The sequence below is a fragment of the Psychrobacillus sp. L4 genome (genome assembly GCF_042944905.1).
Lineage (GTDB): Bacteria > Bacillota > Bacilli > Bacillales_A > Planococcaceae > Psychrobacillus.
Window position 1 is genome coordinate 2,592,501 of the sequence record NZ_CP168496.1, and the last position, 21,916, is coordinate 2,614,416.

A 21,916-nucleotide genomic window follows, 5' to 3' on the forward strand; every position below is an offset into this window, starting at 1 on the left:
AAGCTTTGCTTATATAAATCGTGCAAAACCAGCGACTAAGCTTGTATTTATGGAAGACTTAGTTGCTACTTCTGGTGGTATTTTAGCCTTTACCGCAATATTAATATCACATTTCACTGGTTTCTTACAAGCAGAAGGAATTGCTTCTATTATCATTGGATTAATGATGTTCTATGTTGTTGGAAAAGTATTTCTTGATAATGCAAGAGGTGCTTTAGGAGAAACCGATGAACAAATGCTTGTTCACATTGCCCATATCGTGTCTGAAAACATTCATGTAAAAGATATTAAAGAATTAGAAGTCATAAAAGAAGGAGAATTTTTACACGTCAATCTAGTTGTTGAGGTAGATCCAACACTATCATTTGCTGAAGTAGACGACATCCATGATGTATTAAAAGAGCTTATTTTAAACCAACAAAGTGTTACAGATGTAACTATTTCCTTCGACGAAGATGACGGTGTTAAAAAATGGAAGCATCATAAAGATAAGAAAACGACATTAAAAACACATGACTAAGCCTTTGCTCAGTCATGTATTTTATTAAAGGCACGCAGTAAGTATTGCTTTAGTATCGACTGCATTTAGTTTATTGAAATTACCATACTCCCCATTAACCATTGCTTTTTCAACCATAAGGTCAACTTTAGAATCATCAATGTTGTAATCTGATAAGTTAGTTGGGGCATCTAATGAAGCCCAGAATGTTGCTAAACGATCAATACCCTCAAACGCAACTTCTTCAGCAGTTTTTCCCGCTGGATCCACATTAAAAACTTTTGTTGCTATTTTTGCAAATCGTTCCGGATTTACATGTACATTATGACGCATCCATCTTGGGAAAATAATAGCGAGTCCACCGGCATGAGGAATATCATATACCGCTGAAACCGCATGTTCAATATTGTGACTTGCCCAATCTCCATTATAGCCCATTTGTAAGAACCCGTTTAATCCTATTGTACCCGCAAATAAAATCGTTTCACGCAGTTCATAGTTTTCCAAGTCTTTTACAAGTTTTGGAGCTGTTTCAATAACCGAACGGAGTACCCCTTCAATCATCTCGTCTTGGACAGGAGTATTCGTCGCATTATGATAATACTGTTCAAACATGTGTGACATCATGTCAACAATGCCATAAACAGTCTGATTTAATGGTACGGTAAAAGTATTTTCAGGATCTAAAATAGAAAACTTAGGGAATACAAGCGGATTACCCCATCCATATTTTTCTTGTGTTTCTTCATTTGTAATAACAGAACCGGCATTCATCTCAGAACCGGTTGCAGCTAGTGTTAAAATAGTTCCAAAAGGCAGTGCATCTGTCGGAATGGCTTTTCGTGTCACTAAATCCCAAGGGTCTCCATCATATTTAGCAGCAGCAGCGATTAGTTTTGTACAATCAATTACAGAACCTCCGCCAACAGCTAATATAACCTCGATTCCTTCTTGCTTACAAATATCTGCCCCACGTTTCGCAGTCGATAATCTTGGATTTGGTTCAACGCCAGCTAATTCAAATACTTCCATATTCGCTTCATTTAATACTGACATCACTTGTTCATATAATCCGTTTTTCTTAATACTTCCTCCACCGTAAACAACAAGTACTTTTTTTCCGTATAGCGCAAGCTCATCTGCTAATTGATCTAACTGTCCTTTACCGAAAATTAATTTTACTGGATTTTGAAAAGAAAAAGCGTTCATCTACATACCCTCCTCTGAATTGTCTTTTAATCATAGAAAAACCGCTTGTAAAATACAAGCGGTTCAACTTATTCTAAAAAGTGGTTATCTTATACCCAACCACGGAAGCGTGAAGCTTCAGCAGTTCTTCGTACACCAACCATATATGCAGCTAAACGCATATCAATATTACGAGTTGTAGCTACTTCATAAATATTTTCAAATGCATCTACCATTTTCGCAATAAGTTTGTCGTTTACTTCATCTTCAGTCCAGTAGTAACCTTGGTTATTTTGAACCCATTCAAAGTATGACACCGTTACTCCACCAGCACTTGCTAATACGTCAGGAACTAATAAAATATCTCTATCGTAAAGAATTTTAGTAGCTTCTGTTGTAGTAGGACCATTCGCAGCCTCAACTACAATTTTAGCTTTAATATTGTGCGCATTGTCAGCAGTGATTTGGTTTTCAATTGCAGCTGGAACTAGAATATCGCAATCCAATTCCAATAACTCTTGGTTTGAGATTGTATTTTCAAACAAAGTAGTAACAGTACCAAAACTATCACGACGATCCAATAAATAATCGATATCTAAACCGTTTGGATCGTGTAAAGCTCCGTAAGCATCCGAAATAGCGATAACTTTTGCGCCTTGATCGTTCAAGAATTTAGCTAGGAAACTTCCAGCGTTACCAAAGCCTTGAATAACAACACGTGCACCTTGCATATCAATGTCTCGTTTTTTCGCAGCTTCGTTAATAATAATTGTTACACCTTGCGCAGTAGCACGGTCACGTCCTTGGGATCCACCAAGTACAATTGGCTTACCAGTAATGAATCCAGGTGAATTGAATTGGTCCATACGACTATATTCATCCATCATCCATGCCATAATTTGTGCGTTAGTAAAAACATCTGGTGCAGGGATATCTTTCGTTGGTCCAACTATTTGTCCAACCGCTCTTACATATCCACGGCTTAAACGTTCAATTTCTCCCATAGACATTTCACGTGGGTCACAAACAACCCCACCTTTACCTCCGCCGTATGGAAGATCAACAATCCCAGCTTTCAGAGTCATCCACATAGAAAGAGCCTTCATTTCATCAGGTGTTACACCTGGATGGAAACGAACTCCACCTTTAGTAGGACCAACAGCATCATTATGTTGTGCACGGTAACCAGTAAATACTTTTACGGTATTATCATCCATTTTAACTGGAATGCGTACTTCTAACATTCTAAGTGGTTCTTTTAGTAGTTCATACATCGCTTCGTCATAACCTAATTTGTGCAGAGCCTCTTGAATGACAGCCTGGGTTGATGTGAACAGGTTTAAATTATCAGCCATTTGATTGTTTCGCCTCTTTATTCATAATGTTTTATTCGGAACAATTGTAACATATAGTAAAGGATATTTGTCTAACAAATATTAATTATTGAATACTTTTTTAATTTTTTCAATTGCCCAATCTAATTCTTCTTTAGAGATAACTAGAGGAGGAGCAAAACGGATTACTGTATCATGTGTTTCTTTACATAATAATCCTAGTTCTTTTAATGCTTCACAATATGGGCGTGCTTCTTCAGTTAACTCCATACCGATGAATAATCCACGACCACGAACTTCTTTAATAGAAGGATGTTTAATTTCTTTTAAAGCATCCATGAAATAATTCCCTAATTCAAGAGAACGATCAGCTAACTTTTCATCTACCAAAACATCAAGAGCTGCTATAGAAACAGCACATGCCATAGGGTTACCACCAAATGTAGAGCCATGTGATCCTGGGTTAAACACGCTTAAAACATCATTGTTCGCAACGATACATGAAATTGGGAATACTCCACCACCAAGTGCTTTACCTAAAATGTACATATCTGGATTTACATCTTCCCATTCACATGCAAACATTTTACCAGTACGACCAAGTCCTGCTTGGATTTCATCTGCAATAAACAACACATTGTTTTCACGACATAATTCAAGTGCAGCTTTTAAGAAACCAGCTGGAGGAATAACAATTCCCGCTTCCCCTTGAATAGGCTCAATGATAAAAGCAGCAGTATTCGGAGTAATTGCAGCTTTAAGTGCTTCTAAATCTCCATAAGGAATTAAGTTGATACCTGGAAGCATTGGTCCAAATCCACGTTTATATTCAGGATCAGATGACAAAGACACTGCTCCCATTGTACGACCATGGAAGTTTCCATTACATGCAATGATTTCTGCTTGATCCACTTCTACACCTTTAACATCATAAGCCCATCTACGAGCTGCTTTTAGTGCAGTTTCAACGGCTTCCGCACCAGTATTCATTGGTAATACCATTTCTTTACCTGTTAATTTGCTAACTTTTTCATACCATGGACCTAATTGATCGTTATGGAATGCACGTGAAGTTAAAGTTACACGATCGGCTTGATCTTTTAGAGCTTGAATGATTTTTGAATGACGATGCCCTTGGTTTACTGCAGAATAAGCAGAAAGCATATCCATGTATTTGTTTCCTTCTGGATCTTTTACCCAAACTCCTTCTGCTTCTGAAACAACGATTGGAAGTGGGTTATAGTTATTTGCACCAAATTTATTTGTTTGTTCAATAACTTGTTGTGAAATTGTCATGGATTCATACTCCTCTTTTTTTTATAGTTGGTAAACACATCGACATTTATATATACCCATTTATGGAGCAGGCTGTGACACCTGCTCAATAAAATTAAAGCATTTCTGAAGTTGTTTTTGCTTGCATATGAAGTTGAACATAATCAGGTCCGCCAGCTTTTGAATCTGTACCAGACATATTAAATCCACCAAATGGTTGGTATCCAACGATTGCACCCGTACATCCACGGTTGAAGTAAAGGTTACCAACGTGGAATTCTTCACGTGCTTTTTCTAAGTTCATGCGGTTATTTGTAATAACTGCACCAGTTAAGCCGTATTCCGTGTTGTTTGCAATTTCAATTGCTTCGTTGAAATCTTTTGCTTTTGAAATACCTACAACTGGACCAAAGATTTCTTCTTGCATGATTCGAGAAGTTGGAGAAAGATCAGCGATTACAGTAGGTTGGATGAAGAATCCTTTTGAATCATCCCCAGTACCACCTGTAACAAGGCGACCTTCTCCTTTACCGATTTCGATATAGCTCATAATTTTATTGAAAGAAGCTCCGTCGATAACTGGACCAACAAAATGCTCATCATTATCAGGAATACCAACTGTTAAAGCATTTGTTAATTCTTCTACACGGCTCACCACTTGATCGTATACATCTTCAACAATTACAGCGCGTGAACATGCAGAACATTTTTGACCACTGAAACCGAATGCAGATTTTACGATCGATTGAGCAGCTAATTCTAAATCAGCTTCTTTATCTACTACGATTGTATCTTTACCACCCATTTCAAGGATTGAGCGTTTAATCCAGATTTGTCCTGGAGATAATTTAGATGATTTTTCTACGATTCCTAAACCAACATCACGAGAACCTGTAAAGCTGATTAAACGAGTACGTGGATGTTCTACTAAGAAGTCACCAATTTCAGCACCTGAACCTGGGATAAAGTTTACAACACCTGCCGGCATTCCAGCTTCTTCTAGTATCTCAACAAATTTATATGCAACAACTGGAGTAGTTGAAGCCGGTTTTAATAGAACTGTGTTACCTGCTACCATTGCTGCAACTGTAGTACCAGCCATAATTGCAAATGGGAAGTTCCATGGAGAAATAACTACAGCAACTCCTAATGGAATATAGTCATAACGGTTATATTCACCTGGACGGCTTACAACTGGTGCGCCATCTTTTAAACGTAACATTTCGCGGCCATAATATTCTAAGAAGTCAATTGCTTCTGCTGCTTCTACGTCAGCTTCCACCCATGTTTTTCCTGCTTCTTTTGATAATAATGCAGAGAACTCAGCTTTACGACGACGCATAATAGCTGCTGCTTTGAAAAGAACGTCTGCACGTACTTCTGGTTTTACTTTTTTCCATGTATTAAATGTTTCATCTGCAATATCCATTGCTTTAGATGCAATATCTTTCGTTGCTTTAGAAACAATACCTACAACTTGCTCTTTATTTGCTGGGTTATAAGAAGTGATTTTACCTTCTGTCGTAATTCTTTCACCGCCAACGATTAACGGGTACTCTTCACCAAGGTATGCTTCAACTACTTTATATCCTTCTTTGATCGCTTTTTTGTTTTCTTCTTTAGAGAAATCTGTGAATGCTTCATGTTTATAATCTATCATGTAAATCCTCCTTTAATTTTAGTGCAAAAATAATTTGCTCTTTTAATCCGTTTACATATATAATAATGCAAAAGATTGTTGCGTTTTTCAAGTATTAAATTCTAAAATGTTGAAATTTTTTTTGAGGTGAGCCAAATGGACGTAAAATTAGTAAAACTTCTTCCTTTTTATAAATTTGCTACTGAGCAAGTAGCCGTTGGAATTCACGCCGTGGATACAACAGGAAGAACAGTTATCTATAACGAAAAAATGAAAGAAATAGAAGGATTAAATTCCGTGGACGTAGAGGATCGATCCATTTTAGAACTTTTTCAATTCGAACAACAAGATAGTACATTGTTAAAAGTTCTTCATAGTGGAGAACCCGTTTTACGCGTTAAACAGACTTATTGGAATCGAAATGGCCAAGAGATAACTACTATTAATGATACATACCCTGTTTTGGAAGAGGGGAAACTGATTGGAGCAGTAGAATTTTCAAGAGATATTACTGCATTAGAAAGACTAATTTATCAACCATTAAAACGGTACAATGAACCAATCACCCTTTCTTCCATTACAGCTGTTTCCCTATCCATGCGAGAAATAGTGGAGCGATCTCTTAAAGCCGCTCACGTTCGAATGCCTGTATTATTAATTGGGGAAGCTGGCACTGGAAAAGATTTAATTGCTGAAGGAATTCACAATCAGCTATCTCCCGCAAACAATCAATTTATTTCCCTTTTTTGCCACAGTTCGGATAAACACTTAATTAATAAGTTTAAAAAAGAGCTAGAACATATCACAAACTGTACAATATTTTGTGAAAGAATCGATTTATTATCCCTTGAATTACAAAATCAGCTTTTGCAAATTTTAAATTCAAATAAAAATGGCGATAATTTATTTATCGCAAGTATTGGTCAAGATCCTGTTGATTTAATAGCTACAAATAAGTTAAGTAAGGAACTGTACTATTACTTTGCAACCGTCGCAATTACTTTACCACCTCTTCGTAACCGGACAGACGATATTCTACCTTTTACACACGATTATTTTAATCGATACCTCAATCGTTATGGTTCCACTATTAATGAAATAGAGGAAGAAGTTATTCAAGCATTTTTAACATATGAATGGCCAGGAAATTTAAAGGAACTCGAACTACTATTAGATGAAATTAGCTCCATGATTACAACGGAGCAAGTGCTAAAATTCGATATGCTCCCTCTTCACTTCAAGTTAAAGGTTCAAGACTTCAATGAAACAGCAAAAAAAGCAGAGGATTTTGTTGTCACTTCTGAAAAAGATATGTTGCCGTTAGATGAATATTTGAGAGAAGCAGAGACGTATTATTTACAAAAAGCATTGGATAAGTTTGATGGGAATATTACGAAGGCTGCAGAGGCATTAGGTATGAGTCGCCAAAATTTACAGTACCGCCTTAGAAAAATGAAAAAATGATAAAGAAATAAGAAGCTGCCTTTAAGTGCATTTTGTCTTTTCTATTTTCAGAGTTCTTTGGACGAAACATTGGCTACACTATTAACGAAGACTTTTATGGAGGATCTGGAAGTGACTGCGTCACTTCCAGACCCTCTTTTTTCGGTAATCTTGTGGCGGTTGTTTGTCCGTCGCCCTCTTGAAATATATAGAGACATGATGCATTAGGTTTGTATAATGAGAGAATAAATCCTTTCCTATTCTTTTAAAAGCGGACGAAGATGCAATTTCGTCCGCTCAGCGCTTCTTTATCAAGGGATGCTAACTATCTTTCTCTAGTTCCACCAACCCATTTGCGAAACTATGTAAGATTCAATTGTTACCGAGATAGCGTTGCTAGTATGATCAAATTCAAACGCTCTAGCAAGGTGAATGCAACCATTAAAGGATTCTTTCATAGATGCAAAACCCGAAAAAAGGAGACCTTGAGTGTTGTCGTTTTTGTACAACACTCAGAGTCCCCCTTTTCATTTATTAGCGGATCGATTGTTTTATCCAATCTGCTAGTTTTTCTTTTAATGTGTTAAACCCTTCTTGATCATGCTCATCCACTCGAGCTTGAAGCGTTTTACGTGGTTTATCGTCTTTTTTAGGAGCAGCAGGTTTTTCTTGTAGTTCACGTATGGACAAACTTATCTTCCCTGATTCATTATCTACTTCTAAAATTTTTACTTCTACTTCTTGTCCAACTATTAAAAACTCACTGACTTCTTTCACATAGCCATACGTTATTTCAGAAATATGCACAAGCCCTTGTGTATCTTCATCTAAACTAACGAAAGCGCCATAAGGTTGAATGCCAGTAACTTTTCCCTTAACAACATCTCCTACCTTAAAATCTTTGATCATCTCGTTCACTCCCTACTTCTCTATGTTCGTATCTACCCTAACGGTCATGTTAAATTATAACATAGTAGAAAGAGAGCGAGCAAAAATCACTGGGTTGGCATAAAGGCTGCTCGCCAACCGTTTTCTGTATGGATGACTGCAAAACCAATTACCTTTTCTTGCAAGAATAGCGAATGATCTGGATGGAGAGTTAAAACTACGTATCCACCTTCATCTGATCGTTGTTCAAAATGGAGAGAAGAAAATTCCTTACTCAAATCTGTTATTTTTTGACGTGGGGCATTCATATATTCTTCTTTCGGAATTTGTTGGTATTGGTCATCTTTAATATATAGTTCATACTTCGTTTCTTCATCTTCTAATTGCGCACAATAGTAATATAGACCAACTATTTCTTCTGGTTTGACATCTTTCAATACGGTTTGATCATGACTTTCTGCGAATGATTTATACAATGCTTGAACTCGTTGTAAGAAATCATCATTCACAACCGTTTCATTTACAGTTTTTTGGACCGTTAATCTCTCAGGCATAAACTGCTCCAAATCCCCATTTTTTGCAAGATGAAGCGCATCTTCGATATCTCCAAAAGTAAAGTCTTCCCACGCTTCAGATTTAGTCCATCCCGTTGCCTCAAATTCTTTCACAATTGGAATTAATAGATATGGAGAAGGCGAATTTGCTTCTACATTTGCCATAGTGTACCAAATTTCTTTATATTCCTGTTTTACAACTCCATTTTCATCAAAAACTGGATTCTCCATTGTACCTTCCACTAGATAATAAAAAACACTTGTATAATAAGTTTCCATTCTTCCATATTCAGATGCCTCTTGATCCAGCAGAACATCCTCCATAGTTAATAGGGCAATTAATGTCTTATCCATTGGATAGATTAATTCCGAAGCATACGTAAAGGGCTCGTATGCCATCAATAATAAGTAACCATTAGCAATTGGGTCTAAATTCCAAAAGTAGTTTGTATAAAGTCGTGCAAAACTATAGCCAAAGTTAATATCAATCCCTTCCTCAACTATCTCTAATTCAAGACCTTGAATTTGGGCGATTCCCCTTAAATTTTGAAGTTCTTTCGAAAGATTTCTTTCATTCTCAAGTATTTTGTTCATATTGTATAAGCCATTCACTTTATAAATAGATAGCTCATCTTTGTACTCATCCAATTTTTCATTTGCATAATCTTTAAGCGTACTGACTTTTAAGTAATATTTATTCATAAATTCTATTGTTTCTGCCTTATTTAATTTAGTTCCTTTATTTATTTCTTGTTCCATTTCAGAAGGTAGTTTTAATTGATCCATAATCCGTTCATATCGGTCATCTAAATTGGTATAAATAGTGCCATCTATAAATGGAGTAGAGCTTGCATCCGTGTAATGCTGGACAAACATATCTGCGGAATGAATAAATCCTATTTGAGAAAACTCCTCTTCTGGAAGGTTTAGCATTTCACGTCTCTTCTCTCGTTCTATTGGATACTGATATTTCAACTTATCTAGAAAGGCTTTCGTTTCATCATTTTGTACTACTTCTCCTTGTCTTATTTCGTCATCTAACAAAAAAGTTGCTCCAAGTATTCCTATTATTAGTACACTAGCTAAACTAACCGCCAATACAGTAGCTTTTTGCCATTTGGATGTTTGAAGGGTATTTTCGGGTGTCGATGGGATATTTTCCTTTTCGATTTTATTCAATACTTCTTGCGCATCAAACGAAGACGGTACTCTTTCATAAGTCGTTTTTAGTAAATCCAATCGTTCTTCGAGTTGTTTATCGTCCATGCTTTACACCTCCGTTCGTTGAAAGTAGGTTTTTTAGTTGTCCTTTTGCACGAAGCATTCTTGTTTTAATCGTTGTAACAGGAACATTTAAAACTTCTGCAATTTGTTCGTAAGACAATTCATGAAAATAGAACAGAATAATTGGGAGACGATATTTTTCATCTAATGATTGAATTGCCTGATGTAGTTTTCGATCTTCTTCAAAAATAAGCACCCTATCCTCTGCTGATTTGGTAGAGTACTTTGCACTTACGTCATTACTTACCTTTTCTTCTTTTTCTTTCTCTTTTGTTTCTTTTCGGTAATAATCCCTCGTTGTATTTAATGTTATTTTGTATAACCATGTAGTAAATCGCTCACGCTTGAACTGATGCAAAAAACGAAAAAGCTTTACAAACACTTCTTGTGTTACATCGGGTATATCATTTACTTTCACGCCACATTGAAAAGCAAACTTTTCAACCGTTCGATGATGTTTTTGAATGAGCTCTGTATAAGCAACTTTGTCTCCTTGCTGCGCTCGCTCGATAAGTTCATATTCTGACATTGCTCCCCCTCGCTCTCTCTATGTATGGGTGATACGAAAGATCGTTCAATTATGTTTCACATTTACGCATACATTTTCATAAAAACCTCGTGTACAATAAGACAGTCCTACAAAAGGAGGAATTACGTTGGAAAAAAGAGATCATTTTGGATCGAAGATAGGTTTTATATTAGCAGCTGCTGGAAGTGCAATCGGATTAGGCGCGATTTGGAAGTTCCCCTATATGGCAGGAACAAACGGTGGTAGTGTGTTCGTAATACTATTTATCGTATGTACAATTTTAATTGGGTTACCTATTCTACTTGCAGAATTTATTATTGGAAGAAAAGGGCAAGCTGATCCTGTAACTGGATTTAAGAAACTTGCTCCAGGGAAGCCCTGGTTTTTAATCGGATGGTCCGGATTTATCTTTTCATTTATCATACTATCTTTTTATAGTGTTGTTGGAGGCTGGATTTTATCTTATTTGATAAGAGCTATTACATTTAGCTTGAATGGAACGAGCAAAACGTTCTATGACGACCTTTTTAATACAGTTATCTCCAATCCTTTGGAAGTTTTAATAGGACAAGGTGTATTCATCTTTTTAACCATTCGGATAGTATCTGGCGGGATTAAAGGTGGGATTGAGAAGGCTAGTAAATGGATGATGCCCCTACTTCTTATATTTTTTGTTGTATTAGCAATTCGTTCCTTAACACTAGAGGGGGCTATGGAAGGAGTTAAGTTCCTCTTTGTGCCTGATTGGTCTTACCTCAATTGGAAAACTGCACTAGTTGCCTTAGGTCAAGCATTCTTTTCTTTAAGTGTCGGTGTTTCAGCAATGATTACATATGCTTCCTACCTACCAAAAGAGACGAAATTAGGTAGTTCAGCGCTCAGTGTATCTTTACTCAATATTGGGATTTCGATTATGGCTGGTCTTGTTATTTTCCCTGCTGTATTTGCCCTTGGATTTTCTCCTGATTCGGGTCCTGGGTTAGTATTTATCATCTTACCAGCGGTATTTAAGCAAATCATATTTGGTCAATTTTTCTTGATTTTATTTTTTATTTTGTTACTATTTGCAACACTCACTTCATCTATCAGCATGTTAGAAATTGTTGTATCTATTGGGATCAGATCAAAATATGATCTTAGAAAACGTGCTGCATGGGTATATGGATTCTTTATCTTTATAGTGGGTATTCCAAGTGCTTTATCTTTTGGTGTACTTTCTAATATACACATTTTAGGCATGTCCATTTTTGATTTTGCAGACTTCATCACCAGCAGCTTTGGGTTACCACTTGGCGCATTGTTTATCTCCTTATTTGCTGGATATGTACTATCAAAATCGGAACTTTCTAAAGAGTTAGAGCTAAATACGTTTCTTTTACATGCATGGTATATCATCGTTCGTTATGCTGCGCCAATCGCAATTATTATCGTGTTTGTCCAAGGAATTATTAAAGTCTTTTTCTAAAAATTGCTACTCTTTTCTTCCATAAATGATGTTCTAAAAAGTTTGTGCTATAATATATTAATACATTAAGACTTCTTTGAAAGGATGGATGTAATAATGAAAAAAGAATTACACGAACAACTACGTCAATTAAGAGAAGAACGCAATATTTCTTTAGAAACACTTGCATTAAAAACGAGAATTGGTACTGGAAAGCTTGAGGCTTACGAAGCTGGCAACGAAACCCCTTCCGTACAAACTCTACTTAAATTGTCCAATGCATTAGAGGTACCAGCTTCTAATCTATTAGACGGCCTACAAAACGCATAAAAGCTTTCGGTTTTTACACCGAAAGCTTTTTCTTTTTAGATGATGCATTTCATCTCATATTTCAAAGCGATTAACTTGTAGGAAACCTCCACACACTTTTCGAGTGGAATCCACTGTTCAAATGAATGTTCATAAATAGTTTGAATTCGTTTGGCTAGGTCAGAAGGATGATCAATCATGTGTAAATCTGCAACTACATCTGCAGCTTCTGCATCATATCTATCGATACCTATTTCAAATGGGTCCCATTCCTGTAATGTCCAAACTGCTTTTCGATTCATTTCAATTGAGTCCATAATTTTTCACCTTACTGTTTTTATTCGTTAGGGTTATAATAACATAATAATCTTAAATTGAAAGAGGTAATTAATTTGGCTGATTTTACAACTGTTTTCCAAAGACGTAATACCCATTCGGTAAAATGGGATTTGGTGGAGGAAATTTATTCGATCCCAGATGCATCCGAAGTACTTCCGATGTGGATTGCAGACATGGATTTTGCAATACCTTCTCCTATTATCGAAGCATTGCACCAACGTTTAGAGCACCCTGTTTTCGGTTATTCATTGGCACCGGAAGAAACAAAATCAGCCCTGACCAACTGGTTGCAAAAAAAGCATCAATTGAAAATAGAAAATAAATGGATTTTGTTTCAGCAAGGAGTAATTCCTTCCATAGCAGCTGTTGTTGAAGCTTTTACAGAAGTAGGAGACAAAATCCTTATACATACACCCGTGTATCCCCCTTTTACAAATGTCCCTGAAAAACTTGGTCGAGTTGTAGAAACTTGCCGTCTTGTCGAAAAAGATGGCTCATTAGAAATCGATTTTGATGCATTTGAAGCAAAATTAAAATCAGGTGTAAAAGCATTTATTCTTTGCAGCCCGCATAACCCAGGTGGAAAAGTGTGGAGTAAGGAAGATTTAAAGAAAATAGCAACATTATGTCAAAATAATAATGTTTTAGTTTTATCGGATGAAATCCATTCCGATTTAGTTTTTAAACCTAACAAGCACATCCCTATGTTATCCGTAGCGGAAGATCCTACTAATATTATTACTTTTTTTGCTCCTACCAAAACGTTTAACTTAGCAGGTATTCAAGCAGCTACAATTATCGTTCCAGATGAACGGAAAAAGAAAGTACTAGAGGAGCAAGCTTTGGCGCGTGGACAAATGGAATTGAATATTTTCTCATTGACTGCTTTCCAAGCAGCTTATGAACATGGGGAAGCTTGGCTGGATGAACTTTTAGAAATTGTATCTTCCAATATGGATTATGTGGTGGATCAATTAACTTCTAAAGTAGAAGGAGTTAAAGTTTTCAAACCTGATGGTACTTATTTATTGTGGATTGACTATCGTGACACTGGTTTATCTGAAAAAGACATGATGGACCTACTTCTAACAAAGGGGAAGCTAGCATTAGAGCCTGGTACAAAATACGGGGAAGCGGGAAATGGCTTTTTACGTATGAATGTTGCATGTCCAAGAGTGACTCTAGAAGATGGAGTAGCACGATTTATAAAGGCTTTAACATAAGAGTAGCTCAAGCGGCATTTAAGTGCATCTGGTCTTCTCTATTTCTAGAGTGCTTTGGACGAAACATTGGTTACACTATTACCGTTTGAATTGTGTAGCTGGAAGTGACTGCGTCACTTCCAGCTACACTTTTTTCGGTAATCTTGTGGCAGATGTTTGTAGGTCGCCCTCTTGAAATATACAGAGACAAGGTACATAAGATTTGGTTAATGAGAGATTAGATACTTTCCTATTCTTTTAAAAGCGGACGAAGATACAATTTCGTCCGCTCAGCACTTCTTTAGTAATGGATGCTAACTATTTTTTCAGGTTCAACCAACTCTAATCATCTGCCCACTGATTCATGTATACTGTGTACGGTAAAACTAAGAAACAATTCAGATCAATTCCTTGTAAGAGGCACAACTTAACCAGAGTCCAAGTCGTTGTGAAAACTGGTTTTCTATTATATCAATTTTATATACATTCCTATGAAAACAGCGACTTTACTCATATTCAAAAATTAATAGGATATCCATTTTTAATCAAAATAATACCGGTTGAAAGTTGAAATTAGCTTTTTTCATTGTAGATGGTGGCTTTCGTGAAACCTGAGCCATGGTAGTTTCTTATTCTTTAATAAAAGGATTCAACTCAGCTTTGAGTTGAATCCTTTTCCATCTGTTCTTTTCTCGCTTGCATTACTTTTGCTTCTATTTCTCTAGCTTTCTCTGCGTCCCTATTAGATTTTTTCATTAACCATCTAAATAATAGGATGCAAATTGCGATAAGTACAAGCAATTCAATCACTACAGGAATATATTCTGTTTTATCTTCTGGAAAGTACAGATATAAAAAACCTAGCTGTAAAAAATGGAACATCTCGACACTTCCCTACTTATTTTTGCACGATTTCGATTGAATCAATGGTAATATCTTCTAGTGGCTTGTCATGTGCGTCTTTTTCTGCTGCTGCGATTTGGTCGACAACATCCATTCCATCAATAACTTGTCCGAATACAGTGTGCTTCTGATCCAAATGTGGAGTTCCACCCATTTGTACATATGCTTCTGCGATTTCGTCCGGCCACCCTTTTGATTTCAATTGTTCTACAGTTGCAGGTGCCTCCGATGCTTGGACAATAAAAAATTGACTTCCGTTTGTATTAGGTCCAGCATTGGCCATAGAAAGAGCTCCTCTTAAATTAAAAAGGTTCTTAGAAAATTCATCTTCAAATTCATTGCCGTAAATACTTTCTCCACCCATACCAGTTCCTGTTGGGTCTCCACCTTGAATCATGAAATCCTCAATTACACGATGAAAAATAAGTCCATTGTAGTAACCATTTTCTGCATGTGTTAAAAAGTTTTCGACTGTTTTAGGTGCAAGTTCAGGAAATAATTTAATTTTTATTGCTCCCTTTGATGTGTTCATAATAACCAAAGCTTCATTGGAAGCAACTTCTGTTGAAAGTTGTGGATACATTGTTTTCTCTCCTTCTTGTGCGGTTGTTTTGTCTTCTTTCTTTTCTACACTTGTTTCTGTTTCACTCTCTGCTGCCGGACACTAGCGTTGCATAGTTTCAAAAATCAGTAAAAAATAGAATAAATTTAAAATAAATTTTTGAAATAATACTTGAATAAACACAAAAAAACTCCTAATGTAGGTAAGGAAACGACAACTAAATCAGTTCCCTACACAATCAAAAGGAGTTCAACCATGAAAAGTGTACACAAAGATTTAGTCTTTCGTCAATATTTATCTAATTTACCTACCAATGTTTTAGCTTGTCCACTTATGAACTATGATGCAAAGAAACTCACGGACTTTTCTTTGGTAAAAATATTTATTCTGGCAAACCTCTGTAAGTGGGATAGTCAAAGGAAAATTGAAACCGGTCTTTATTCAAAACCCAAGTTTTTAGAAGAACTCGGAGTAGAATCGATCAGTCACTCGACAATTGGGAGACGATTAGCGAATCTGAATACGGTCCATTTAGCAGACCTTCTAGGACGTTTGGCTGCACATTATTGGCGGTTAAAAAGGGATGCTAAAGGGTTGAATGCCAATGTAGGCCTCCTTCGAATCATTGATGGTACCTATATCAAGCTGCCAAATAACGCTGCGAATTGGACCGCAATTTCTAAAGATTCCTGCGGAATAAAATTACATGTCCGTATAGCCGTCGCTTCGTCCGACAGTGTTTTTCCAGAAAAGATGATTCCATCCACTGGAAATGTGGCGGATTCTGATGCGGTAAATCACATCATCGATGCGGATGGTGCATTATATGTAATGGATCGAGGATATGCCCACAAAACAAAAATGGGTGGTTGGCTACAAAGAAATATCCATTTTCTTGTTCGAGTAAGAAAGACTTTTCGAATGGAAACATTACGATCCTATACGCCTACAAATCCGAGCGTTAGGAAAAATGAAAAGGTATCCATACTAACCCGTGAGGAGCCTCTCCGCTATATCGAATTTATAGACGATAAAGGAACTGTATTTCATTTGATTACAAATCGTCTCGATTTGTCCGAGGACGAGATTTTAGAAGCCTATAAAAATCGTTGGTATGTGGAGCTTTTCTTCAAGTGGCTCAAACAGCACGTCAAGGTAAACCATTTGTTCAGCGAATCTCCTATTGGTATCTGGAACCAAATGTTTATCGCCTTAATAACGGTTGCGTTAACGGAAATTATGCGGCTTACCTACCAACCAACGAAAACGCTTTGGACATTTTTTAGTACGATACAGGAGTTCAAACTGAACAAAATGAAGGAACTTTTACAGCACTTCAATCGGAAACTTAGAAAGAGCAAAGGGCGTCAGAAAGTCCCGATACCAAAACCTAAAACAATCCAATACGGAGAAGATTTTGCCATTGTCAGTCCAATCACAAGAGAACATTTTGTCAAAAAAGAAAAGAAGAAAAAAGCATTAGAAAAAAAGAAACAGCAAGATCGAACTAAATAGTAAAAAAAAGGGAACTGATTTACTCTTGGAAACCTGTTCTCTTTTTTATTTTTTTGTATCCGAAATTGCTGTAAATATATTGATTATATAAATATATTTGTAACTCTTGCAACGCTAGTGGCTGCCGGAGCATCTTTTTGCGTTTCAGTAGCTTTTTTTCCACATGCGCTTAAGCTCAATACAGCAATTATTAATAATACAAAAATGATTTTCTTCATGAATCATTCACCCCAAATTAGTTTAACATATTGAAAATTGTTTTTCAGTGACAAAGTATCTAACTTTCTTAGCTTCACGAAATGTCCTATAATAAGGTGAACTAGAGAGTACGCATCAAATAGAAAGAAGGGATTTCGATGAGCGTACAGAAAAGAAATTTTACGATTATGTTTTTTTCCAACTTTTTAGTATCTGGAACAATGACGATGATTATGCCGTTTTTATCTTTATACATTAAAACAATGGGTGACTTTTCGGATGCATATACCCAAAAATGGGCCGGATTAATATTTGGGGCTACTTTTGTTTCCGCATTCATTATGTCTCCTATATGGGGAAGAGTAGCGGATAAATATGGGTACAAGCCTATTCTCATTATTAATGGTTTCGGTATTGCTATAAGCGTACTTTTAATGGGATTTGTTCATTCTGTGGAAGCTTTTTTTGTGCTTCGCTTATTTATGGGTATCGTTACTGGATTTATCCCTACTTCACTCGCATTTATTAGTTCACAAACTCCTAAGAATATTGCGGGAAAAACAATGGGAACTCTCCAAATGGGCAGTGTCTCTGGAACTTTATTTGGTCCAGTAATTGGTGGTTTCTTAGCAGATACGTTTGGATTTCAATATACGTTTATCATTACATCAAGTGCTGTAACAGCAGCAGCAATACTTGTTATTTTCGGTGTGCAAGAATTGAGAAGAGAGAAGAAAAAAGGGGATCACGAATACTCACGAAGAACGGTTATTTCGGGTATTTTTCATCACCGTTTAATATTAAATGTGTTAATGATCACTACCCTTATACAAATCGGTTTATTTAGTATTCAACCACTATTATCTTTGTACGTTTCTCATTTAACAAATTCCAATGAAGTCGCTTTCCTCGCGGGAATAACTTTTAGCGCAACAGGAGTAGGAAGCTTATTATTTGCAAGAGTTTGGGGAAAACTAGGCGATTCAATTGGATACGAAAAAGTGTTATCTGCACTTCTTGTAATTGCTTTCGTTTTCATTGTTCCAATGGCTTTTGTAACTGATTTATGGCAACTAATTGGTCTCCGACTTCTATTTGGTATTGCTTCGGGTGGACTAATTCCTATTACAACTGCACTTATTAGAAGAGAAGCACCTATCGAAGTACAAGGTGAATTAATGGGCTATAATACAAGTTTTCGGTTTTTAGGAAATATTATTGGACCTATGTTTGGTGGATTCATCAGTGGATATATCGGAATTTCTTCCGTTTTCTATGTAACTGGCGCTTTATTTCTAATTGCATTTTTTATCATTTATTTTGCAAGAAAAAAACCCATCCAAGATTTTGAAGAGGTATTATTAGAAGAAGAACTGCACGAAAAAACAACTAGTTCATAAGGAATTGGAGTCAAAAAAATGCGCCAAGTAATAGGGTTTTTACTCGTCATTATATGCTTACCGATGATATGGATATTGTACTCCTTCATCCATTCTGAATTGTTGTCGGCATCTTCCTTTCAAGATGATTTAGCTCAGTCCATTCAACTCTCTAGTCCTACTTTATCTTCTCCTGTTATTTTATTAGATGAACATGACCATATTTTTTCGGAGGATTATGTGGAATGGAGAGATCCACTTCCACTTCAGTCCATCCCTTTGTTTGTACAAGAGTTGTTCATTCAAAGTGAGGATGTTGAATTTTACAACCATGTTGGATTTAATTTTAGTGCGATTTTTCGCGCCTTATTTGCCAATGCTACCGCCAACGCAAAAGATCAAGGAGCGAGTACGATTACCCAACAATTAGTAAGGCTTCGATATTTATCAACCGAAAAGACATATGAAAGAAAAGTAATCGAACTTGTCTATGCTTATGAAATGGAAAAGCAATCTACGAAAGAAGAAATATTAACAAATTATTTAAATGAAATATATTTTAGTAACCAAGTTTACGGAATTGGTGCAGCTGCAACATATTATTTTGACAAACCATTAAACAAGTTATCTGAAGCAGAGCTTGCCTTTGTAAGTGCAATTCCAAACAACCCAACAATTTATAATCCTTTAGAACATTTTGAAGCTACAAAAAAACGGCAAGAATTGCTCATAGATGTATTAGTGAAGAATGAAAAAATACCTAAAAAGCATGGAGAAGCATTAAAAGCCGAGCCCATTGTTCTACATACAAAATCAAAAAAACAATTGTACCCGGCTTATAGCACGTATGTATTAGAAGAATTAAAAAATCTTATCTCCAATAATGAAGGCTACACTGAAAAAATGAGCACAGCCCAAAATGAGCAGCAAAAACTTATTTTTGAAAATGAACTGCAATCAAAAGTAAACGAAATTATTGCACAAGGTGTTACAATTCACACGGCTCTGAACCCAGTTAAACAACAAAACGATGAAAAGTATATAAACCAATTACTATCTAAAACACCTGACTTGCAAGCTGCATCGGTTGTCATTAACAATGATACGCGCGAAATTATTAGCCTATTTGGTGGAAAAGATTATAAAAAGTTCGATTTCCATCGTGCATATCAAGCAGTTCGGCAACCAGGATCAGCACTTAAACCATTACTTGTGTATGCACCCGTGTTCGAAACAACAACACTTACTCCAAACAATACGATTAATGGTGGGAAACTTTGTATAGGCAATTATTGTCCTAGAAACTATGGCGGAGCTGTATATGGATATGTAACAATTAAACAAGCATTCCGTTTAAGCCATAACACCCCTGCTGTTCGATTGTTAGAAACAGTAGGAATCGACAACGCTTTTGCTAAACTAAGTCAGTTTCGATTTGAACATATAACAAAAGAAGACCATTCTTATGCAGCTGCATTAGGTGGATTAACAAATGGCGTTACTGTATTAGAAATGGCGGACGGCTATACTAGTTTTATAAACGGCATGTATAAACCTGCTCATGCAATTCGCAAAGTAACCGATACAAGTGGGAAAGTTTTATATGAATGGAATGAAGAAAAAACAGAAGTTTGGTCTCCTAAAACGGTCCAAACAATGAGAGGATTACTTGCTGATGTTGTACAAAATGGGACAGGCAAAGGGATAACTATTTCCTCTCCTTATGTAGGTGCCAAAACTGGAACTACAAATGATTTTCATGATTACTGGATCGCTGGACTATCAGATTCTTATACATCTGCTGTATGGATAGGTTATGATATGCCTACAAATATGAAGCGAATCGAATCGAAAAAAATTCACCATGCGATTTTCAATAAAATTATGACGTACGAATAAGAAAAATGCTAGCGTCCTTTAAATGCATCTGGTCTTCACCTTTTCCAGGGTACTTTGGACGAAACATCAGCTACACTATTACCGTAGTAATTTGGCTCTTGAAGTGACTGCGTCACTTCAAGAGCCTTTTTCGGTAATCTTGTGGCGGATGTTTGTCCGTCGCCCTCTTGGAATTTGTGAGGACATGATGCTTTTTGTTTGGATAATTAGAGAATAAATGCTTTCCTACTCATTTAAAAGCTTCCGAAGATAACATTTCGGAAGCTCTTCGTCTATTTATCTGTGGATGCTACTTATTTTTTTAGTGCCACCTATTATATCTGTGTTACTTGCTATTAAAGGATTTCGCGAGGCGATGAGTAACCGCAGGAGCATGGACTTTTCTGCGATGAGTAACCGCAGGAGCATGGTCTTTTCTGCGACGAGTAACCGCAGGAGCATGCTCTTTTCTGCGACGAGTAACCGCAGGAGCATGGTCTTTTCTGCGACGAGTAACCGCAGGAGCAAGGGAAGCGACTTGATGCTTGCCCAACTTGCAAGCGTCCGCCTGCATCGGAAAACAACCACGATTACAGGATAGCATGATCAATACGTTTACTTAAACTAATTCTATCCTCTTAGCGATAGACTGAGCTAAATCTTCTTGTTAGGTACTACTCACTTAATGGATTGTAGTGAAAGGTGGCGACTCCAGCGGGAGGCCAACAGGATGTTGGTCACGAAGGCGTTGCCACACGATGTGGCGCTCTTAGCCTTTGTTCCTCTGTGAGACAGATGAGACATCGCAAGCGACGCGAATGCGGCGCCCCCGCGGAAAGCGTCCCCCTGAAACGGAAATCCATGGTATTATTTAATTCTTTAAAGTACTATGAACACTGGGTTCGCAGGATGATATTTCATATACTCCCTCTTTCTTTTTCTTTCATTAAAGAAATGGTAAGCTTGCCATGACCCCGTTATATAGTTTAATAATTACATAGATTACTAATGCTAAAAAAAGGCTCCAAACTAGTATCTCGAACATGATCAAACCAACTGTCCCTAGCATACTCATCGAACTGCTCAACTTAAAGACGACATAAACGAAATAGATGAAAGCTGTCGATAGAAAGACTAGAAGCAATATCGGAAGGGATTGAAATCCGATAGCCGAAATAACCGCTCCTACAAAAAAGATGACATAACCGCCTCGTGCTTGGGAAATGGTCTTTCCCTCTAAATCTTTCGAGAAGAATAACATTCCCAGCTCATGAATTGTTTCAGCAATTAGTTTTAATGCAGAAAAAAGCATAAAATAAATGAGTGCAAAAATAATGAGTAAGAATAATTTTAACTCTAGTTCTGAAAGAAATTCTCTCATTCCGCTATATACACCAATAACTTTGAAGAGATCTAATGCTTTATTCATTGTCAAAATAGAAATAGATAAACTGAATAATAATATGGTAATTAAGGGTAAAAATCCAAACACATATGGGTTTTTCATAGCCGCTCCTCTAACTCTATTCTTTCTTCTTTAATAGTTAAGAAAGC

20 protein-coding genes (1 of these 20 running past the window's edge) are annotated in these 21,916 nt (G+C 36.6%); 8 read left to right on the top strand and 12 right to left on the bottom strand.

Translation table 11 applies throughout. From position 1 onward, the window contains the following. Window positions 1-520, top strand: the 3' portion of a protein-coding gene (locus ACEPXG_RS12500) for a cation diffusion facilitator family transporter (protein ID WP_391202846.1). Its footprint begins 470 nt before the window's first position; only the last 520 of its 990 coding nucleotides appear in the window; its start codon lies off the left edge, out of view; it ends in the stop codon at window positions 518-520. Window positions 521-544: 24 nt separating this feature from the next. On the opposite strand, the gene ACEPXG_RS12505 is transcribed toward ACEPXG_RS12500, so the two are convergent. The 4 genes from ACEPXG_RS12505 to pruA all read right to left on the bottom strand — a co-directional run bounded on the left by ACEPXG_RS12505 (window position 545) and on the right by pruA (window position 5,956). Further along, entirely contained in the window at window positions 545-1,708 is a 1,164-nt protein-coding gene (locus ACEPXG_RS12505) for an iron-containing alcohol dehydrogenase (RefSeq protein ID WP_391202849.1), read from the bottom strand. 89 nt (window positions 1,709-1,797) lie between these two features. Continuing rightward, window positions 1,798-3,042, bottom strand: coding sequence for a Glu/Leu/Phe/Val family dehydrogenase (locus ACEPXG_RS12510; RefSeq protein ID WP_391116580.1), 1,245 nt, complete (start codon window positions 3,040-3,042; stop codon window positions 1,798-1,800). Between the two features lie 81 nt (window positions 3,043-3,123). After that, window positions 3,124-4,317: an ornithine--oxo-acid transaminase gene (locus tag ACEPXG_RS12515; protein ID WP_391202853.1), complete on the bottom strand. Its 1,194-nt coding sequence runs from the start codon at window positions 4,315-4,317 to the stop codon at window positions 3,124-3,126. Between the two features lie 94 nt (window positions 4,318-4,411). Then, a complete protein-coding gene (pruA, locus tag ACEPXG_RS12520) occupies window positions 4,412-5,956 on the bottom strand; it encodes an L-glutamate gamma-semialdehyde dehydrogenase (protein ID WP_391202856.1) in 1,545 nt (514 codons plus the stop codon). Window positions 5,957-6,091: 135 nt separating this feature from the next. Between pruA and ACEPXG_RS12525 the strand changes: the two genes are divergently transcribed. Then, window positions 6,092-7,399 carry a sigma 54-interacting transcriptional regulator gene (locus ACEPXG_RS12525; protein WP_391202859.1) on the top strand — a complete coding sequence of 436 codons (1,308 nt, stop codon included), beginning with the start codon at window positions 6,092-6,094 and terminating at the stop codon, window positions 7,397-7,399. Between the two features lie 513 nt (window positions 7,400-7,912). Here ACEPXG_RS12525 and yugI read toward each other — a convergent pair. The 3 genes from yugI to ACEPXG_RS12540 form a co-directional block, all read right to left on the bottom strand. Then, the gene (gene yugI, locus ACEPXG_RS12530; protein WP_391202862.1) at window positions 7,913-8,287 is read right to left on the bottom strand and encodes a S1 domain-containing post-transcriptional regulator GSP13; all 375 of its coding nucleotides are present in this window, start codon (window positions 8,285-8,287) and stop codon (window positions 7,913-7,915) included. 86 nt (window positions 8,288-8,373) lie between these two features. Further along, window positions 8,374-10,086 (bottom strand): hypothetical protein, encoded by a 1,713-nt coding sequence (locus ACEPXG_RS12535; RefSeq protein WP_391202865.1) that lies wholly within the window; start codon window positions 10,084-10,086, stop codon window positions 8,374-8,376. Further along, a complete protein-coding gene (locus ACEPXG_RS12540; RefSeq protein WP_391202868.1) occupies window positions 10,076-10,633 on the bottom strand; it encodes an RNA polymerase sigma factor in 558 nt (185 codons plus the stop codon). Before ACEPXG_RS12540 ends, ACEPXG_RS12535 begins: the two co-directional genes overlap by 11 nt. A 127-nt stretch (window positions 10,634-10,760) precedes the next feature. Between ACEPXG_RS12540 and ACEPXG_RS12545 the strand changes: the two genes are divergently transcribed. Both ACEPXG_RS12545 and ACEPXG_RS12550 read left to right on the top strand, forming a co-directional pair. Continuing rightward, the gene (locus tag ACEPXG_RS12545; protein ID WP_391202871.1) at window positions 10,761-12,098 is read left to right on the top strand and encodes a sodium-dependent transporter; all 1,338 of its coding nucleotides are present in this window, start codon (window positions 10,761-10,763) and stop codon (window positions 12,096-12,098) included. Window positions 12,099-12,194: 96 nt separating this feature from the next. Continuing rightward, window positions 12,195-12,407, top strand: coding sequence for a helix-turn-helix domain-containing protein (locus ACEPXG_RS12550; RefSeq protein WP_387585746.1), 213 nt, complete (start codon window positions 12,195-12,197; stop codon window positions 12,405-12,407). Window positions 12,408-12,442: 35 nt separating this feature from the next. Here ACEPXG_RS12550 and ACEPXG_RS12555 read toward each other — a convergent pair whose 3' ends face one another. Next, window positions 12,443-12,703 carry a DUF1871 family protein gene (locus ACEPXG_RS12555; RefSeq protein ID WP_391202874.1) on the bottom strand — a complete coding sequence of 87 codons (261 nt, stop codon included), beginning with the start codon at window positions 12,701-12,703 and terminating at the stop codon, window positions 12,443-12,445. A 75-nt stretch (window positions 12,704-12,778) separates the two neighbouring features. Between ACEPXG_RS12555 and ACEPXG_RS12560 the strand changes: the two genes are divergently transcribed. Beyond that, window positions 12,779-13,948: a MalY/PatB family protein gene (locus ACEPXG_RS12560; protein ID WP_391202877.1), complete on the top strand. Its 1,170-nt coding sequence runs from the start codon at window positions 12,779-12,781 to the stop codon at window positions 13,946-13,948. Window positions 13,949-14,581: 633 nt separating this feature from the next. On the opposite strand, the gene ACEPXG_RS12565 is transcribed toward ACEPXG_RS12560, so the two are convergent. Continuing rightward, on the bottom strand, window positions 14,582-14,809 hold the full coding sequence (locus tag ACEPXG_RS12565; protein ID WP_391202880.1) for a hypothetical protein: 228 nt from the start codon (window positions 14,807-14,809) through the stop codon (window positions 14,582-14,584). Window positions 14,810-14,825: 16 nt separating this feature from the next. Beyond that, window positions 14,826-15,413: a peptidylprolyl isomerase gene (locus ACEPXG_RS12570; RefSeq protein ID WP_391202883.1), complete on the bottom strand. Its 588-nt coding sequence runs from the start codon at window positions 15,411-15,413 to the stop codon at window positions 14,826-14,828. Between the two features lie 234 nt (window positions 15,414-15,647). Between ACEPXG_RS12570 and ACEPXG_RS12575 the strand changes: the two genes are divergently transcribed. Next, entirely contained in the window at window positions 15,648-16,907 is a 1,260-nt protein-coding gene (locus ACEPXG_RS12575; protein WP_391202886.1) for an IS4 family transposase, read from the top strand. 83 nt (window positions 16,908-16,990) lie between these two features. On the opposite strand, the gene ACEPXG_RS12580 is transcribed toward ACEPXG_RS12575, so the two are convergent. Continuing rightward, window positions 16,991-17,125 carry a hypothetical protein gene (locus ACEPXG_RS12580; protein ID WP_391202889.1) on the bottom strand — a complete coding sequence of 45 codons (135 nt, stop codon included), beginning with the start codon at window positions 17,123-17,125 and terminating at the stop codon, window positions 16,991-16,993. A 138-nt stretch (window positions 17,126-17,263) separates the two neighbouring features. Between ACEPXG_RS12580 and ACEPXG_RS12585 the strand changes: the two genes are divergently transcribed. Both ACEPXG_RS12585 and ACEPXG_RS12590 read left to right on the top strand, forming a co-directional pair. Beyond that, window positions 17,264-18,505 (top strand): MFS transporter, encoded by a 1,242-nt coding sequence (locus ACEPXG_RS12585; protein WP_391202892.1) that lies wholly within the window; start codon window positions 17,264-17,266, stop codon window positions 18,503-18,505. 18 nt (window positions 18,506-18,523) lie between these two features. Then, entirely contained in the window at window positions 18,524-20,383 is a 1,860-nt protein-coding gene (locus ACEPXG_RS12590) for a transglycosylase domain-containing protein (RefSeq protein ID WP_391202895.1), read from the top strand. A gap of 925 nt (window positions 20,384-21,308) precedes the next feature. On the opposite strand, the gene ACEPXG_RS12595 is transcribed toward ACEPXG_RS12590, so the two are convergent. After that, complete coding sequence (locus ACEPXG_RS12595; RefSeq protein WP_391202898.1) at window positions 21,309-21,869, bottom strand: DUF5366 family protein; 561 nt, start codon at window positions 21,867-21,869, stop codon at window positions 21,309-21,311. Window positions 21,870-21,916: the final 47 nt, after the last annotated feature.